Origin of the sequence: Micromonospora sp. WMMD708, assembly GCF_049315245.1 — a bacterium.
In the GTDB taxonomy this organism is placed as follows: Bacteria; Actinomycetota; Actinomycetes; order Mycobacteriales; family Micromonosporaceae; genus Micromonospora; species Micromonospora wenchangensis.
The window spans coordinates 606,615-623,234 of record NZ_CP186060.1; the positions used below are offsets into that span (position 1 = coordinate 606,615).

The 16,620-nt window shown below is 74.1% G+C and carries 16 protein-coding genes; 9 read left to right on the top strand and 7 right to left on the bottom strand.

What is annotated here, in order from left to right; genetic code table 11:
• Positions 1 to 14 precede the first annotated feature (14 nt).
• Both ACN260_RS02845 and ACN260_RS02850 read left to right on the top strand, forming a co-directional pair.
• Positions 15 to 377, top strand: coding sequence for a DUF742 domain-containing protein (locus tag ACN260_RS02845; RefSeq protein ID WP_088647420.1), 363 nt, complete (start codon positions 15 to 17; stop codon positions 375 to 377).
• Entirely contained in the window at positions 358 to 981 is a 624-nt protein-coding gene (locus tag ACN260_RS02850) for a GTP-binding protein (RefSeq protein WP_421484141.1), read from the top strand. The genes ACN260_RS02845 and ACN260_RS02850 overlap by 20 nt, the downstream gene beginning before the upstream one ends.
• Before the next feature lie 58 nt (positions 982 to 1,039).
• Here ACN260_RS02850 and ACN260_RS02855 read toward each other — a convergent pair whose 3' ends face one another.
• From ACN260_RS02855 to ACN260_RS02875, 5 genes are read right to left on the bottom strand one after another with little or no spacing between them, the layout of a single operon-like run.
• On the bottom strand, positions 1,040 to 2,128 hold the full coding sequence (locus ACN260_RS02855) for a uroporphyrinogen-III synthase (RefSeq protein WP_088647418.1): 1,089 nt from the start codon (positions 2,126 to 2,128) through the stop codon (positions 1,040 to 1,042).
• Positions 2,128 to 2,475, bottom strand: a complete 348-nt coding sequence (gene nirD / locus ACN260_RS02860; RefSeq protein WP_088647417.1) for a nitrite reductase small subunit NirD — start codon at positions 2,473 to 2,475, stop codon at positions 2,128 to 2,130. The genes ACN260_RS02855 and nirD overlap by 1 nt, the downstream gene beginning before the upstream one ends.
• Positions 2,472 to 5,036: a nitrite reductase large subunit NirB gene (nirB, locus tag ACN260_RS02865; RefSeq protein WP_422754583.1), complete on the bottom strand. Its 2,565-nt coding sequence runs from the start codon at positions 5,034 to 5,036 to the stop codon at positions 2,472 to 2,474. The genes nirD and nirB overlap by 4 nt, the downstream gene beginning before the upstream one ends.
• 29 nt (positions 5,037 to 5,065) lie before the next feature.
• On the bottom strand, positions 5,066 to 6,502 hold the full coding sequence (locus tag ACN260_RS02870; RefSeq protein ID WP_422754584.1) for an FAD-dependent oxidoreductase: 1,437 nt from the start codon (positions 6,500 to 6,502) through the stop codon (positions 5,066 to 5,068).
• Positions 6,499 to 8,679, bottom strand: coding sequence for a molybdopterin oxidoreductase family protein (locus ACN260_RS02875; protein WP_422754585.1), 2,181 nt, complete (start codon positions 8,677 to 8,679; stop codon positions 6,499 to 6,501). The genes ACN260_RS02870 and ACN260_RS02875 overlap by 4 nt, the downstream gene beginning before the upstream one ends.
• A gap of 150 nt (positions 8,680 to 8,829) precedes the next feature.
• On the opposite strand from ACN260_RS02875, the gene ACN260_RS02880 reads away from it, so the two are divergent.
• The 7 genes from ACN260_RS02880 (at position 8,830) to glmM (ending at position 14,343) form a co-directional block, all read left to right on the top strand.
• Positions 8,830 to 9,528, top strand: coding sequence for a class I SAM-dependent methyltransferase (locus ACN260_RS02880; protein ID WP_422754586.1), 699 nt, complete (start codon positions 8,830 to 8,832; stop codon positions 9,526 to 9,528).
• A gap of 89 nt (positions 9,529 to 9,617) precedes the next feature.
• Positions 9,618 to 9,875 (top strand): DUF6364 family protein, encoded by a 258-nt coding sequence (locus ACN260_RS02885; RefSeq protein ID WP_422754587.1) that lies wholly within the window; start codon positions 9,618 to 9,620, stop codon positions 9,873 to 9,875.
• Entirely contained in the window at positions 9,853 to 10,158 is a 306-nt protein-coding gene (locus ACN260_RS02890) for a type II toxin-antitoxin system PemK/MazF family toxin (RefSeq protein ID WP_422754588.1), read from the top strand. The genes ACN260_RS02885 and ACN260_RS02890 overlap by 23 nt, the downstream gene beginning before the upstream one ends.
• Positions 10,159 to 10,340: 182 nt before the next feature.
• Positions 10,341 to 11,723 (top strand): MFS transporter, encoded by a 1,383-nt coding sequence (locus tag ACN260_RS02895; RefSeq protein ID WP_422756597.1) that lies wholly within the window; start codon positions 10,341 to 10,343, stop codon positions 11,721 to 11,723.
• A gap of 210 nt (positions 11,724 to 11,933) precedes the next feature.
• A complete protein-coding gene (gene rplM / locus ACN260_RS02900) occupies positions 11,934 to 12,377 on the top strand; it encodes a 50S ribosomal protein L13 (protein WP_088647410.1) in 444 nt (147 codons plus the stop codon).
• Between the two features lie 20 nt (positions 12,378 to 12,397).
• On the top strand, positions 12,398 to 12,871 hold the full coding sequence (gene rpsI, locus ACN260_RS02905; RefSeq protein WP_421484131.1) for a 30S ribosomal protein S9: 474 nt from the start codon (positions 12,398 to 12,400) through the stop codon (positions 12,869 to 12,871).
• A 116-nt stretch (positions 12,872 to 12,987) separates the two neighbouring features.
• A complete protein-coding gene (gene glmM / locus ACN260_RS02910) occupies positions 12,988 to 14,343 on the top strand; it encodes a phosphoglucosamine mutase (protein WP_422754589.1) in 1,356 nt (451 codons plus the stop codon).
• Positions 14,344 to 14,379: 36 nt separating this feature from the next.
• On the opposite strand, the gene ACN260_RS02915 is transcribed toward glmM, so the two are convergent.
• Both ACN260_RS02915 and ACN260_RS02920 read right to left on the bottom strand, forming a co-directional pair.
• The gene (locus ACN260_RS02915; RefSeq protein ID WP_422754590.1) at positions 14,380 to 15,576 is read right to left on the bottom strand and encodes a pyridoxal phosphate-dependent aminotransferase; all 1,197 of its coding nucleotides are present in this window, start codon (positions 15,574 to 15,576) and stop codon (positions 14,380 to 14,382) included.
• Between the two features lie 113 nt (positions 15,577 to 15,689).
• Complete coding sequence (locus ACN260_RS02920) at positions 15,690 to 16,166, bottom strand: MmpS family transport accessory protein (RefSeq protein WP_422754591.1); 477 nt, start codon at positions 16,164 to 16,166, stop codon at positions 15,690 to 15,692.
• Positions 16,167 to 16,620: the final 454 nt, after the last annotated feature.

A 16,620-nucleotide genomic window follows, 5' to 3' on the forward strand; every position in this document is an offset into this window, starting at 1 on the left:
GAGGTGATCGAGGGATGGACCCCCGGCGGGACCCACGTGGAGCGCTGGTACGTCCGTACGCGGTCACCCGGGGCCGCACCGAACCGAGCCGGGACATCGCGCTGGAGGCGGTGCTCAGCTCCAACGCGACCCAGGTGGCCGAGTCCCGCTTCGCCGGGCACGACAAGTACCGCATCGCCACCGTCTGCGAGGGACGGGCGCAGTCGCTGGCGGAGATCGCCGCGTACACCCGGATGCCGCTGGGCGTCGCCCGGGTGCTGATCGCCGACCTGGTCGCCGACGGTCTGCTCACGCTACACACTGCCGCTCCCGCCGAGGGGTTCGAGGAGCGAATGGAAATCCTTGGAAGGGTGCTAAGTGGACTTCGCAGGCTATGACCCCGCCGGGTCGCGCCAGAGCCGGGGAATCGTCTCCGCGAAGATCGTGGTCGCGGGCGGCTTCGGTGTGGGCAAGACGACCCTGGTCGGGGCGATCTCCGAGATCACGCCGCTGACCACAGAGGCGCTGATGACCGCCGCCGGTGTCGGCATCGACGACCCGTCGAAGGTGCCCGGCAAGGAGACCACCACGGTCGCCATGGACTTCGGCCGGATCACCATGGCGCAGGACCTGATCCTGTACCTGTTCGGCACCCCCGGCCAGACCCGGTTCTGGTTCATGTGGGACGAGATCATCAGGGGTGCGGTGGGTGCCGCCGTCCTGGTGGACACCCGCCGGATCACCGACGCCTTCGCCCCGCTGGACTACTTCGAGAACCGCAACCTGCCGTACGTGGTGGCGCTGAACCGGTTCGACGGCGCGGACCTGTACGAGCCGGAGGAGGTCCGGGAGGCGTTGGCCATCTCGGCGGACGTGCCGCTGGTGATGTGCGACGCCCGGGACCGCGAGTCGGTCAAGCAGGTGCTGGTGACGGTGGTGGAACACGCCATGATCCGGCTCCAGGCCGAGCACGGCCGGGGCTTCCCCACCCCGGTGGGCTGAGCCGACCCGCATCGACCCGGCCCGCCCCGCCGCGTGACGGTGGGGCGGGCGCCCCGGGTCACTCCACCCGGAGCCGGTAGCCGCGCTTGACCACGGTCTGCACCACCCGGGGTGCCCGCAGCCCCACCCGCAGCCGGGCGACCGCCATCTCCACCGCGTGCTCGTCGGCCCCCCGGGGCAGCGTGCGCAGCAGTTCCGTCCGGGACAGCACCCGGCCGGGCCGGGTGGCCAGCGCCCGCAGCACCGCCATCGGGGCGGGTGCCAGCGGGCGCAGTTCCCCGTCGATGACGGCGGCGTGCCCGCGCAGGGTCAGCAGGTGCCCGGCCGCCTTCACGGTGACGGTACGCCGGGGCAGTTCGTCCACGATGGTGCGGACCAGTGCGCCGAGCCGGGCGCGGCTCGGCGCACTGACCGGCACCCCCCGCCGGACGAGGGGTTCGGCGGTCACCGCGCCGACGCAGCTGACCAGCACGTCCCCGCGCAACGCGGCCAGCACCGTCTCGGTGCGGTCCCCGGCGGCCCGCAGCAGCGCCTCCGCCGCCGGGGCGGAGGTGAAGGTGACGGCGTCGACCAGCCGGCCGGCGACCAGGTCGATCAGCCGGTGCAGCGGGGCCGGGTCGGTCGGTGGGGCCCACCGGTAGACGGGCACCTCGATCACGGTGGCGCCGGCGGCCTCCAGCGCCTCGGTGCACTCCGGCTGCCGGTCGCCGTGCAGTTGCATGGCGATCACCTGTCCGGCCACGCCGCGCCGGCACAGGTGCTCCACCACCTCCTCGCAGCTCTCCGAGGCCGGCGACCACTGGTCGTGCAGGCCGGCGGCGCGGATCGCCCCCCGCGCCTTGGGGCCCCGGGCCACCACGTAGGCCCGGGACAGCACGCTCTTCAGTGGCTCGGCCAACCCCCAGCCCTCGGCCGCCTCCAGCCAGCCGCGCATGCCGATGCCGGTGTTGGCCATCAGCACGTCCGGTGGCCGGTCCAGGCAGGCCCGGGTGGCGTCCCGCAGGTCGGTGTCGTCGGCCAGCGGCACGATCCGCAGGGCCGGGGCGAGCACCACCCGGGCACCGCGCCGTTCCAGCAACGCGGCCAACTCGTCGCGTCGCCGGTCGGCGGTCACCCCGATGGTGAAGCCGGCCAGTTCGTCCCGCATCACTCCTCCTGTCGCAGCCGCACCTCGACCAGGCCGTCCCGGCAGCGGACGTCGTACCGGGGCAGGGTCACCCCGGGCAGGTCCAGGCAGAGCCCGGTTCGCAGGTCGTACACCTGCTTGTGCAGGGGGGAGGCGACGGTGGGCACCCCGCCCCGGCTGCCGACGATGCCCCGCGACATCACGTACGCGCCGCTGAGCGGGTCGAGATTGTCCACCGCGAACAGTTCGTCGTCGATCCGGAAGATCGCCACCTGGACGCCGTCGACGAGGGCGGCGACGCCCCGTTCGGCCTCCAGCCGGTCCAGCGGGCAGACCGGGGTCCAGTCGACGGTGACGGTGCCGCTCATCGCCGCACCTCCGGCAGGCCCAGGGCGACCGGCTGGCGGCGGCGGGCGGGTGCCCCGTCGGGTGGCGCGCCGCCGTCGGGTGCGCCGGTGCCGGGTCGGGTGTCGCGCGTCGGCACCGGCTGGCCGCGTTCCACGGCGAAGGTGATCGACGGGTCCGGCACGTCGGGGGCGTTGACGAACGAGGTGAACCGGCGCAGCCGGTCGGGGTCGTCGAGCACGTCCCGCCACTCGTCGGAGTAGGAGGTGACGTGCCGCGCCATCGCCGCGTCGAGTTCGGCGCAGAGCCCGAGCGAGTCGTCGACGATCACCGAGCGGAGGTGTTCCAGGCCGCCGTCCATCGCCTCGATCCAGGCGGAGGTGCGTTGCAGCCGGTCGGCGGTGCGGATGTAGAACATCAGGAACCTGTCGATCAGTCGAATCAGTGCTTCTGTGGACAGATCAGTGGCGAACAGGTCGGCGTGCCGGGGCCGGAAGCCGCCGTTGCCGCCGAGGTAGAGGTTCCAGCCGGTGTCGGTGGCGATGATGCCGAAGTCCTTGCTGCGCGCCTCGGCGCACTCCCGGGCGCAGCCGGAGACGGCCGACTTGAGCTTGTGCGGGGCGCGCAGCCCCCGGTAGCGCAGTTCCAGCGCGACGGCCAGGCCGACCGAGTCCTGCACCCCGTACCGGCACCAGGTCTCGCCGACGCAGGACTTCACCGTGCGCAACGCCTTGCCGTACGCGTGGCCGGACTCGAAGCCGGCGTCGACCAGCCGCCGCCAGATCTGCGGGAGCTGTTCGACCCGCGCGCCGAACAGGTCGATCCGCTGCCCGCCGGTGATCTTGGTGTAGAGCTGGAAGTCGCGGGCCACCTCACCGATCACGATCAACTTCTCCGGGGTGATCTCGCCGCCCGGGATCCGGGGCACCACCGAGTAGCTGCCGTCGCGTTGCAGGTTGGCCAGGAAGTGGTCGTTGGTGTCCTGCAACGACGCCTGCTCGCCGTCGAGCACGTGTCCGGTGCCCAACGAGGCGAGGATCGAGGCCACCACCGGCTTGCAGACGTCGCAGCCCCGGCCCCGGCCGTGCTCGGCGACGAGCTGCGAGAACGTCCGGATGCCGCGCACCCGGACGATGTCGAACAACTCCTGCCGGCTGGCGTCGAAGTGCTCGCAGAGGGCGGTGGACTGCCGCACCCCGGCCGCGTCGAGCAGTTGCTTGAGCATCGGCACGCAGGAGCCGCAGCTCGTCCCGGCCCGGGTGCACGCCTTCAACGCCGGCACGTCGCACGCCCCACCGGCGATCGCCGCGTCGATGTCGTCGCGGGTCACCGCGTTGCACGAGCAGACCTGCGCCGCGCCGGGCAGCGCGGTCACCCCGCCGCCGCCCTCGCCGGCCGGGGCGAGCAGCGCCAGCGGGGGAGCGGGCAGCGGCCCGCCGACGCTGGCCCGCAGTGTCGGGTAGGCGGTCGCGTCCCCGACCAGCACCCCGCCGAGCAGCGTCCGCGCGTCGTCGGAGAGGACCAGCTTCGCGTACGAGCGGGTGGCCGGGTCGGTGAACGTGACGTCCAGGCAGCCCGGGGTGGTGCCGTGGGCGTCCCCGAACGAGGCCACGTCGACGCCGAGCAGCTTGAGTTTCGTGGCGCTGTCCGCGCCGGGGAAGGTGGCCGCGCCGCCGAGCAGCCGGTCGGCCACCACCTCGGCCATCGCGTACCCGGGGGCGACCAGACCGTGGCAGGTGCCGTCGACGGCGGCGCACTCGCCGACCGCCCAGATCCGCCCGTCGTCGCTGCGGCAGGCCGCGTCGACCAGCACCCCGCCGCGCGGGCCGAGGGTCAGGCCGGCGGCGCGGGCCAGCTCGTCGCGCGGCCGGATACCGGCGGCCACCACGACCAGCTCGGCGTCGACCGTGCCGCCGTCGGAGAGGTCCAGGGCGGCGACCGTGCCGGCCGGGCCGGGCCGCAGCGCGGTGGTGCCCACCCCGAGGTGGGTGGTGACCCCCAGCTCCTCGACGTAGCGGCGCAGCATCGCCCCGCCCGCCTCGTCGACCTGCACCGGCATCAGCCGGGGCGCGAACTCCACCACGTGGGTCCGCAGCCCCAGCAGGCGCAGCGCGTTGGCGGCCTCCAGCCCGAGCAGGCCACCACCGATGACCGCACCGGTCGACCGGCCCCGGGCGTGCTCCCGGATCGCCTCCAGGTCGTCCAGGGTGCGGTAGACGAAGACGCCGGGCAGGTCGGTGCCGGTCACCGGCGGGACGAACGGGTACGACCCGGTGGCCAGCACCAGCGCGTCGTACGGGTGCTCCCCGGTCGCGGTGGTCACCACCCGCCGGTCGCGGTCGATCCCGGTGACCGGCTCGCCGAGGCGCAGCTCCACCCCGTCGTCGGGGGTGTGCAGGTTGAGTTCCTCGGCGGTGACCCCGTCGAAGAACGCGGACAGCCGGACCCGGTCGTACGCCGGGCGGGACTCCTCGGCGAGCACCGTCACCTGCCAGCGCCGGTCGTGGTCGCGGGCGCGCAGCGCCTCGACGAACCGCTGGCCGACCATGCCGTTGCCGACGACGACCAAACGTCCACCGGTCATCGGGTCACCTCCTCGTGGTGTCATCGCGGTCATCGGGTCGTCCCCACCGAGTCCACCTCGGACAGCCAGGCGACGATGCCGCCGACGGCCTGCCGGCAGCCACCGCAGCCGGTTCCGGCCCGGGTCGCGGCGACCACCTCGTCGACCGTCCGGGCGCCGGCCCGCCAGCAGCGGACCAGGGTGCCCTTGTCGACGTCGTTGCACTGGCAGACGGTCGCCGCGTCCGGCATCAGCGCCGGGGAGGCGGCGGGTGTCGCGGGGGCGTTGCCGATCGACCGGCCGAGCAGCAGTGCCCGCCGGTCGGTGGGGACCGGGGCGCCCCGGTCGAAGAGCTGCACCACCGTGCCGACCGAGGGGTTGTCGCCGAGCAGGATCGCCCCGGTGAGCCGGTCGTGGTGGATGCGTATCCGGGCGTACGTGCCCCGGGCCGGGTCGCTGAAGGTCAGTTCCTCGCCGGGACCCCCGGTGGGGTCGCCCATCGCGGCCAGGTCGATCCCGGCGGCCTTGAGCCGGGTGACCACCGGCCGGGGCCGGTAGCGGGCGTCGGGGTCCTCGCCGGTGAGTAGCCGGGCCACCACCCGGGCCTGCGCCCAGGCGGGCGCGACCAGCCCGGTCGGGCCCTGGCCGGGTGGGCGGGCGCAGTCGCCGATCGCCGAGATCGCCTCGTCGTCGGTGCGCAGCCGGTCGTCGACCAGCACCCCCCGGTCGACGGTCAGCCCGGCGGCGGCGGCCAGCCCGGTGTCGGGGCGGACCCCGCAGGAGAGCACCAGCAGGTCGGCGTGCAGGGCGGTGCCGTCGGCCAGGTCGAGCCGGACCCCGTCGGGGTCGGTGGCCAGCCCGGTCGCCGGCACCCCCAGCCGGGTGGCCACGCCGAGCCCGGCCAGCGTGCCGGCGAGCACCGCACCGGCGGCCGGGTCGAGCTGCCGCTCCATCAGGTACGGGTGGGGGTGGACCACGGTCACCGCGAGCCCCCGGGCGGCCAGCCCGCGGGCCGCCTCCAGGCCGAGCAGCCCACCGCCGAGCACCAGCGCGGTGCGCGCCGACCGGGCGGTGGCGAGGATGCGGCGGCAGTCGGCCAGGGTGCGGAAGACGGCCACCCGGGGCGGCAGAGCGGCCGGGTCGAGGCCGGTCAGCGGGGGCACCACCGCCCGGCTGCCGGTGGCGAGGACCAGGTGGTCGTAGTCGACGTCGCCGTCGGGGGTGCGTACCGTGCGGGCCGCCCGGTCGATCGCGGTCACCGCCGCGCCGGTCCGCACGTCGGTGCCCTGCCCGGCGACCTCGGCCAGCTCCACGTCGGGCTCGTCGACCTTGCCGGCGAGCAGCGTGGACAGCATGATCCGGTTGTACGCCCGGTGCGGTTCCGCCCCGAGCACGGTGACCTTGCGGTCCCCGTTGCGTGCGTGCAGCTCGGTGGCGAGCCGGGCGCCGGCCATGCCGTACCCGACGATCACGATGTGGCCGGTCATGCCCGCTCCACCCGGACCGCGCAGATCTTGAACTCGGGCATCCCGGAGACCGGGTCGAGGGCGTCGTTGGTGACCGAGTTGGCGCGGGCCGCCCCGGGCCAGTGGAACGGGGCGAAGACGGTGTCCGGCCGGATGGTCGGGCTGAGCCGGGCCGGTGCCCGCAGCTCACCCCGGCGGGAGGCGACCCGTACCTCGTCGCCGTCGCCGACCCCGAGCCGGGCGGCCAGGTCGGGGTGCAGTTCGACGAAGCCGTGCGGGGCGGCCCGGCGCAGCGCGTCGACCCGCCGGGTCTGCGTGCCGGACTGGTACTGGGCGAGCACCCGCCCGGTGGTGAAGTGCAGCGGATAGTCGGCGCAGACCGGTTCGGCCGCCGGCCGGTGCCGGACGGCGTGGAACCGGGCCCGGCCGGTCGGGGTGGGGAACGTGTCGGCGAAGAGCCGGGGGGAGTCCGGTCCGTCCGGGTCGGGGCACGGCCAGAAGACCCCGTCGGCGGATTCGATGCGCTCCCAGCTGACCCCGGCGTAGTCGGCGACGCCACCGGCGGAGGCGCGGCGCAGCTCGGCGAAGACGACCCTCGGGTCGGTGGGGAAGCGGCCCGGGCTGTCCCCCGGGACGGGACCGCCCGCCGGCACCGCCGGGCCGGCATCGGGGCCGGCCGGCACCGGGTCGGGGGCGTCGAGGCGGGCCGCGAGGTCGGCGAGGACCGCCAGGTCGGTGCGGACGCCGGGCGGCGGCCGGCGCAGCGCGCGGCGGCGTAGCACCCGACCCTCCAGATTGGTCATCGTGCCGTCCTCCTCGGCCCACTGGGCCACCGGGAGCACCACGTCGGCCAGTTCGGCCGTCTCGGAGCGCAGGAAATCGGCCACCACCAGCAGGTCCAGCCCGCGCAGCCGGGACTCGACCCGGGCGGCCCGGGGCGCGGAGACCACCGGGTTGGAGCCGAAGACCAGCAGCGCGCGGGGGCCGTCGGGGGTGCCGAGCGAGTCGAGCAACTGGTAGGCGGGCACCCCGGGGCCGGGCAGCTCGGCCGGGTCGACGCCCCAGACCCCGGCGACGTGGGCGCGGGCGGCCGGATCGTCGATCTTCCGGTAGCCGGGGAGCTGGTCGGACTTCTGGCCGTGTTCGCGTCCGCCCTGGCCGTTGCCCTGACCGGTGAGGCAGCCGTACCCGGAGTGCGGGCGGCCGGGCAGACCGAGGGCGAGGGCGAGGTTGACGTAGGCGCTGACCGTGTCGACGCCCTTGGCGTGCTGTTCGGCGCCCCGGGCGGTGAGGATCATCGCCGAACCGGCGGTGCCGAGCGCGCGGGCGGTCGCCTCCAGATCGGCCACCGGCACCCCGGAGAGCCGTTCCACCTCGGCCGGCCAGTACTCGGCGACGGTCCGGCGTACGGCGTCGAAGCCCTCGGTGCGGGCGGCGACGTACTCCCGGTCGATCAGCCCTTCGGTGAGCGCGATGTGCAGCAGCGCGTTGGCGACCGCGAGATCGGTGCCGGGCAGCGGTTGCAGGTGCAGGTCGGCCTGGCGGGCGGTGGCGGTGAGCCGGGGGTCGACCACGATCAGCCGGCCGCCCCGGGCCCGCTGGTCGGTCACGTGCCGCATGAGCGGCGGCATGGTCTCGGCCGGGTTCGCCCCGACCAGCAGCAGGGTGTCGGTGCGGCCCAGGTCGGTCAGCGGGAACGGCAGCCCCCGGTCGACGCCGAAGGCGCGCAGCCCGGCCGCTGCGGCCGACGACATGCACCACCGGCCGTTGTAGTCGATGTGCCGGGTGCGTAGCGCCACCCGGGCGAACTTGCCGAGGGCGTACGCCTTCTCGTTGGTGAGCCCGCCGCCGCCGAAGACGGCGACCGCGTCCCGCCCGTGGGCCCGCTGGACGGTGCGCAGCCCGTCGACGATCCGGTCCAGCGCGGCCACCCAGCTGGCCGGGCGCAGCGTGCCGGACGGGTCGCGGACCAGCGGGGTGGTCAACCGGTCGGGGTGGTCGAGCAGGTCGGCGGCGGTCCAGCCCTTCTGGCACAGCCCGCCCCGGTTGGTGGGGAACTGTCGGGGCTGGACCTCGATCCGGCCGTCGTCGGTGTCCCGCAGGACCATGCCGCACTGGAGTGCGCAGTACGGGCAGTGCGTCTCCGCCTCCCGGGGTGGCTGCCCCGTTAGTGTCGCGGCGCGTGCACCGTCTGTCATGTCCGCAAAGCGTGCCGCCGGCCCGTTTCCGACCGGGGTCCCTTCTGTTTCGGTCCTGTCAAGAGCGGTTCACACCGCACGGGCGCAGCGGACCGGACGGTAGGGTCTATAATATGAGACGGATTTCCTAATATGTGAGAGAGGTGGATCGTGGACGTGACGGCGGCCTTCGATGCGGTGGCAGGCTCCTACGATCAGGCCCGCCGCCGGCTCGTCCCCTGCTTCGACGACTTCTACGGCACCGCCGTCGAGGTGGCCGCCCCACCGCTGCGGGCCGCGCTCGCCGCCGGCCGCACCCCCGAGGTGCTCGACCTGGGCGCGGGCACCGGGCTGCTCTCGCTGCTGCTCACCGCGGCGCTGCCCGGGGTGCGGGTGACCCTGGTCGACGGGGCCGCGCGGATGCTCGCGGTGGCCGCCGACGGGCTGACCGCCCGGGGGGTGGCGCACCGCGCCGTCGTGGCCGACCTGGCCGACCCGCTGCCCGCCGGCCGGTACGACGCGGTGGTCTCCGCCCTGGCCGTGCATCACCTCGACGACGACGGCAAACGCGCCCTCTACCGGCGGGCGGCCGACGCGCTCGTGCCCGGCGGGGTGTTCGTCAACGCCGAGCAGGTGGCCGGCCCCACCCCGACCCTGGACCGCCGGTACGACGACGTCTGGCTGGCGCAGACCGCCGCCCGGGGCTCCGACGCCGACGAGATCGCCGGTGCCCGGGAGCGGATGCGGCACGACCGTCCGGCGTCGGTGGCCGACCAGTGCCGGTGGCTGGCCGACGCCGGCCTGGTCGACGTGGACTGCTTCTACAAGGCGTGGCGGTTCGCCGTCTTCGGCGGGTGCCGCCCGGCCTGACCCGGGCCACCCCGGCGGGGCCTGTCCCGTGGGCGGTCCACCGGTGCATGGGGGTGACCGCCGGTCATACCAGGGGTAGGATCGGCGGCATGACTGCCAAGGTGACCCTCTCGTTCTCGGACGAGACGATCGAGGAGGCCCGCCGGTTCGCCAAGCGGGAAGGGCTGTCGCTCTCCGCCTGGATGGACCAGGCCGCCCGGGAGAAGGCCCTGCGGGAGGTCTTCACCGCGCACGCCGAGGCGGTCGGCCGGGCCGGGCTCGACCTGGAATCCGCCGCGCTCGCCGACGCCAACGAGGTGGGGATGGTCGCCGACGTGCTCTTCGGTGGTCGCCCGCGTGCTGCGTAGGGGAGAGGTCTGGCGCATCGAGGGTGCCCGGGAACGGCTCGGCCTGGTGATCAGCTCCGACGTCTACAACTCCACCGACGTGCCGATCGTGATCGTCGCCGAGGTGGTCGAGACGGCGCTGCTGCGTGACTCCCCGCTCGCCGTGCCGATGGGCGGTAACGTGGTCATGCCCGACCGGCTGTCCGCGCCGATGAAGAAGTGGTTCACCGAGTGCGTGGACGTCGCCGACACCGAGACCATGCAGCGGGTGAACCGCGCGCTGCGCATCCTCCAGGAACTCTGACCACCTCACGGCGGGTCGCCGGGCGACGTGCGGTTCCCGTTTCCGGAACGACCCAACCGGGCCACCACCGGGAAACCGCCCCTGCCTAACATCCCTCTTCACATCGATGAGGAGGAATCGCCGTGAGTACGCTCGCCAGCAGCAGCAACTCCGCCGCCGACCCGGCGGGCACCACCGACGCACTGCCGGAGGTCGATGCGTCGGCCGCCGTCGACCCGCCGGCCGCCCGGGGCGCCGGCCGCCGGCACCGGCTCGACGACTGGCGTCCCGAGGACCCCACCTTCTGGCGGACGACCGGAGCGCCGATCGCTCGCCGTAACCTCTGGGTGTCGATCTTCGCCGAGCACGTCGGCTTCTCGGTGTGGAGCCTCTGGTCGGTCACCGTGCTCTTCCTCGGCCCGGCGTACGGCATCGACCCGGCGGGCAAGTTCCTGCTCACCGCCGTGCCGGCCGCGCTGGGCGCGGTGCTGCGGCTGCCGTACACCCTGGCCGTGGCCCGCTTCGGCGGGCGGAACTGGACGATCGTCAGCGCGCTGCTGCTGCTCCTGCCGGCGGTGCCGATGACGGTGCTGCTGGAACCGGGGGTGTCCTACACCACGCTGATGGTGCTGGCCTGCCTGACCGGGGTCGGCGGCGGCAACTTCGCCTCGTCGATGGCGAACATCAACCTGTTCTTCCCCGACCGGCTCAAGGGCCGCGCGCTCGGGCTCAACGCCGGTGGCGGCAACCTCGGCGTACCGGCGGTGCAGCTGGTCGGGCTCGCCGTGCTGGCCACCGCCGGGGCCGCGTACCCCCGGCTGGTGCCGGCGGTCTACCTGCCGCTGATCGTGCTGGCCGCGCTCGCCGCCGCCCGCTGGCTGGACAACATCCCGGACGCCCACAACGAGCCCGGCGCGTTGCGCGAGGCCGCCCGCGACCGGCACACCTGGGTGATGTCCCTGCTGTACGTGGGCACCTTCGGCTCGTTCATCGGCTTCGGTTTCGCCTTCGGTCAGGTGCTCCAGCTCCAGTTCGCCGAGCGCTTCCCCACCCCGGTCGACGCGGCCTGGCTGACCTTCCTCGGCCCACTGATCGGTTCGCTGATCCGGCCTGTCGGCGGGCAGCTCGCCGACCGGCTCGGCGGGGCCCGGGTGACCTTCTGGAACTTCGTCGCGATGGCCGTCGGCGCCAGCCTGGTGCTCTTCGCCGCCCGGGAGCGGTCCTTCCCGCTCTACCTGACCGGGTTCCTGTCGCTGTTCGTCTTCTCCGGCATCGGCAACGGGTCCACGTACAAGATGATCCCGGCGATCTTCCGGGCCCGCGCGGCGGCCGAGGCGGAGCTGACCGGTGACCCGGTCGCCGCGCAGCGCCGGGCCCGTCGGCTCTCCGGGGCCCTGATCGGCATCGCCGGTGCGGTCGGCGCCTCCGGCGGGGTGCTGGTGAACGTGGCCTTCCGGCAGTCCTTCCTCACCTCCGGCAACGCGGACGCCGCCTATCTGGCCTTCATCGGGTGGTATGCGCTCTGCTTCGCGGTGACCTGGGCGGTCTACCTGCGGCCCGGCCCGGGCAGGCTCACCGGGGTGTGACCCTGGTCATGCGGGAAACCGCAGGCCACGCCGGTCGACCCCCCGTTTTGACCAGCCGACGGGGCGGCGGGTATCGTTGCCTGCTGTTGTACGACATCCAGAGGCGTGCCGCTCAGGTACGCTTGGTCGTTCGTGCGCGCTGGTCCGGCCGGGAAGCCTCTGGTCACCTCGGCGCGCGACCCCAGACCGACGACGAGACAAGGTAGACCTGTGCGTACGTACAGCCCGAAGCCGGGTGAGATCGAGCGTCAGTGGCACGTTATCGACGCCTCTGATGTCGTGCTGGGCCGCCTGGCCACCCACGCCGCCACGCTGCTGCGCGGCAAGCACAAGCCGACTTTCGCGCCGCACGTCGACACGGGCGACTTCGTCGTCATCGTGAACGCGGGCAAGGTGGCGCTGACCGGCAACAAGCGGCAGACCAAGGTCGCCTACCGGCACTCCGGTTACCCGGGCGGCCTCAAGCAGGTCGGCTACGAGGAGCTGCTGACCAAGCGGCCCGAGCGGGCGATCGAGCTGGCCGTGAAGGGCATGCTCCCGCACAACAAGCTGGGCCGTCAGCTGATCAAGAAGCTGAAGGTCTACGCCGGCGCCGAGCACCCGCACCTGGCGCAGCAGCCGGTGCCGTTCGAGATCAAGCAGATCGCGCAGTGAGCGAGGGCGAAGGAAACAGCATGACCGACATCACCGAGACCGAGGTTGCCGCGGAAGCCCCCGAGGCCACCGAGGCGCCCGCGCCCGTCGCCCGCGCGCCGCGTGGTGACCGCCCGATCCAGACCGTCGGCCGCCGCAAGGAGGCCATCGTCCGGGTCCGCATCGTCCCCGGCAGCGGCAAGATCACCTGCAACGGCCGCGACCTCGAGGCATACTTCCCGAGCAAGGTGCACCAGCAGCTCATCAAGGACCCGCTGGTCACCGCCGAGAAGCCCGAGGCGTTCGACGTCATCGCCAACCTGCGTGGCGGCGGCACCACCGGCCAGGCCGGTGCGCTGCGGCTGGCCATCGCCCGCGCGCTGATCGTCAACGAGCCGGACGACCGCCCGGCCCTGAAGAAGGCCGGCTTCCTCACCCGGGACGCCCGGGTCAAGGAGAGCAAGAAGTACGGTCTCAAGAAGGCCCGTAAGGCACCCCAGTACTCGAAGCGCTGATCACCGACAGCGCGTTGTACTTCTGACGGACGGCCGGGTCCGCCTCCCCCAGCGGGGAGGTGGCCCGGCCGTTCCGTTTGCTCCACTCATCGCAGTCGCACCGGAGGTTGGCGGGTATGGGTCGGTTGTTCGGCACGGACGGCGTACGCGGGCGGGCGAACGTCGACCTCACCCCGGAACTGGCGCTCGCGGTGGCAGTGGCCGCCGCGCACACACTGGCCGAGTCGGACCGCAGCCACCCGCCGCTGGCCGTCGTCGGACGGGACACCCGGGCCAGCGGCGAGATGCTGGAGGCCGCCGTGGTCGCCGGCCTCACCAGCGCCGGGGCCAGCGTCGTCCGGGTCGGCGTGCTGCCCACCCCCGCCGTGGCGTTCCTGACCGCCGAGGCCAAGGCCGACCTGGGCGTGATGCTCTCCGCCTCGCACAACCCGATGCCGGACAACGGCATCAAGCTCTTCGCCGCGGGCGGGCACAAGCTGCCCGACGAGATCGAGCTGCGGATCGAGGCCGCCGTCGAGGCCAACGCCACCACCGCCTGGGACCGCCCGGTCGGTGCCGGCGTCGGCCGGGTGCACGACCTCCTCGACGGTGCCGACCACTACGTGCAGCACCTCGTCGGCACCGTGCCGCACCGCCTCGACGGGATCAAGGTGGTGGTCGACTGCGCCAACGGCGCCGCCGCCGAGGTCGCCCCGGTGGCCTACCGGGAGGCCGGCGCCGAGGTCATCGCGATCCACGCCGAGCCGGACGGCCTCAACATCAACGACGGGTGCGGATCCAACCACCTCGACGGCCTGCGGGCCGCCGTGGTCGAGCACGGCGCGCACCTGGGCCTCGCCCACGACGGCGACGCCGACCGCTGCGTCGCGGTCGACGCCGACGGCGCGGAGGTCGACGGCGACGAGCTGATGGCGATCCTCGCGCTGGCCCTGCGCGACGCCGGCGAGCTGACCCGGGACACCCTGGTCGCCACCGTGATGAGCAACCTCGGCCTGCGGCTGGCCATGTCCGCGCAGGGCATCCGGCTGGTCGAGACCAAGGTCGGCGACCGGTACGTGCTGGAGGAGCTGCGCGCCTCCGGCCTCGCCCTCGGCGGCGAGCAGAGCGGACACCTCGTCATGCCCGCGCACGCCACCACAGGCGACGGGGTGCTCACCGGCCTGCACCTGATGGCCCGGATGGCCGCCACCGGCCGGTCCCTGGCCGAGCTGGCCTCCGTGGTCACCAAGCTGCCGCAGGTGCTGATCAACGTGCCGGTCGGGGACCGTACCGTCGGTGCCACCGCGCCCACCGTCACGGCCGAGGTCGAACGGGCCGCGGCCGAGCTGGGGGAGACCGGTCGGGTGCTGCTGCGTCCGTCGGGCACCGAACCGCTGGTCCGGGTGATGGTCGAGGCCGGCACCGAGGAGACCGCCCGGTCGGTGGCCGAACGGATCGCCGAGCAGGTCCGCACCGCCAGCCCCGCCGGCTGACCGGTGTCGGGTCCGCCGCCTGCCGGCCCGGCGGGATCAGCGTGCGGTGGCCAGTCCGCGTAGCCGGGTGACCGCCTCGGTCAGCACCTCGGGGCGCTTGCAGAAGGCGAACCGGACCAGCCGCCGGCCGGCCTCGGCGTCGTCGTAGAACACCTGGGTGGGCACCGCCACCACGCCGCAGCGTTCCGGCAGGGAACGGCAGAACTCCAACCCGTCCCGACCGCCGAGGCCGGTGATGTCGGCGGTGACGAAGTACGTCCCCTCCGGGGTGAGCACGTCGAAACCGGCGTCGGTCAGGCCACCGATCAGCAGGTCCCGCTGCCGTTGGAGGCTGTCGCGGAAACCGGTGTAGTAGTCGTCGGGCAGGGCCAGCGCCACGGCGACCGCCGGTTGCAGCGGCCCCGCGTTGACGTAGGTGAGGAACTGTTTGACCCGCAGCACCGCCGAGACCAGCGGGGCGGGCCCACTGACCCAGCCCACCTTCCAGCCGGTGCAGGAGAAGGTCTTGCCGGCCGACGAGATGCGCAGGGTGCGTTCCCACATCCCCGGCAGGGTGGCCAGCGGCAGGTGCGCGGCGGCGGCGTCGGTGAAGACGAGGTGCTCGTACACCTCGTCGGTGACCGCGTACACGTCGTGTTCCCGGCAGAGGTCGGCGACCAGGGTCAGCTCCGGTGCGGTGAAGACCTTCCCGGTCGGGTTGTGCGGCGAGTTCAGCAGCACCAGCCGGGTACGCGGCCCGAACGCGGCCCGCAGCTCGTCCGGGTCGAAGGCGTAGCGGCCGTCGTCGCCGGGGCGCAGCGTCACCGGCCGCCGTACCGCCCCGGCCAGGGCGATCGACGCCGCGTACGAGTCGTAGTACGGCTCGAAGCAGATCACCTCGTCACCCGGTTCGCAGAGCGCGAGGATGCTGGCGGCGATCGCCTCGGTGGCCCCGGCGGTGACGATCACCTCGCCGTCGGGGTCGTACGTCAGGCCGTGGAAGCGGAGCTGGTGCGCGGCGACGGCCCGACGTAGCACGGGCACCCCCGGACCGGGCGGGTACTGGTTGTGCCCGGAGCGCAGCGCCTCGGCGGCGGCGGCCAGCATCTCCGGCGGCCCGTCGGTGTCCGGGAAGCCCTGGCCCAGGTTGACCGCACCGGTCCGGACGGCGAGCGCGGACATCTCCGCGAAGACGGTCGTCCCGAACGGACGCATCCGGGCCACCAGCGGGTCGACATCGGTCGGCGTCGTCACGCCCGTCAGCCTACGGCCCGCGGCCGCCCCTGCCACCAGGGCTCGTCACCGCCTTACCGCCGCTGGTCCGCCTTCCCGCGCTGATCCGGCGTGCTACCGGTGGTCCGTCGTGGTCAGCGGATCGGGTTGGCGTGGCACTGCACCCGCCAGTCGTCCGGACCGGCCGCGTCGGTGACCCGGGGTCGCGTGCCGACGGTGGTGGCGCACCGGAACCCGCCCGGGTTGCCGTCGGAGCGGGCGGCGGTGACCAGCACCCGGTTCGGATCGTCGGTACGCAGCTGCATCCGCCAGGGCAACCGTACCTTCTCCTGCTGGATGAAGTAGCCGTCGCCGTCGTAGAACTGGAGGTCCACCGGGCCGGTGCCGGTCACCTCGTAGGTCACCGCCACCCGGCCGGGACCGTCGGCCGGCCGGGTGGCGGGTGCGGAGGGTTGGAACGGCTGCGGCGGGCTCCAGCTCGGCTCGGGTTCGTCGTCGTAGTAGCCCCGGCCGTAGGGGTCCTCGGTCGACGTGTCCGGCCCGATCCCGTCGAGCAGGGCACCGCCCCCGCAGAAGCAGGCGCAGCCGACGAGGGTGAGTACCGCGATCACGGCGACCACGATGCCCACCACCGTGCCGGCACTGGTCCGCCCGCCCGACGGCGGGTAGCCGGGGTGGGCGAACGGCGGCGGATAACCCGGCGGCGGCCAGCCGGGACCGGGTGGCCCGCCGGGCCAGCCGGCTGCGGGCGGGCCGGCGGGGATTCCGGGCCAGCCGGCGGGCCAGGCGACGCCGGGCGTACCGGGGGCCGGGCCGGAAGAAGGTGAGCCGTGCGGGCCGGGAGGAGCCGGGCCGGTCGGGTCGGGATAGGCGGCACCGGCCGGGTCGGGATAGGCGGCAGCGGAGGGGCCGGGTGCCGATCCGTGGACCCAGGGGCCGGGGGCCGCCCAGGGCTGTGGGACCGCGAACGGGTCCGGCGGGGCCCACGCGGACGGGCCCGGGGCGCCGGCGGGCCCGGGAGCCGGGTAGCCGGCTGCCGGAGGCGTCGGGGCGCCGGCGGCAGGT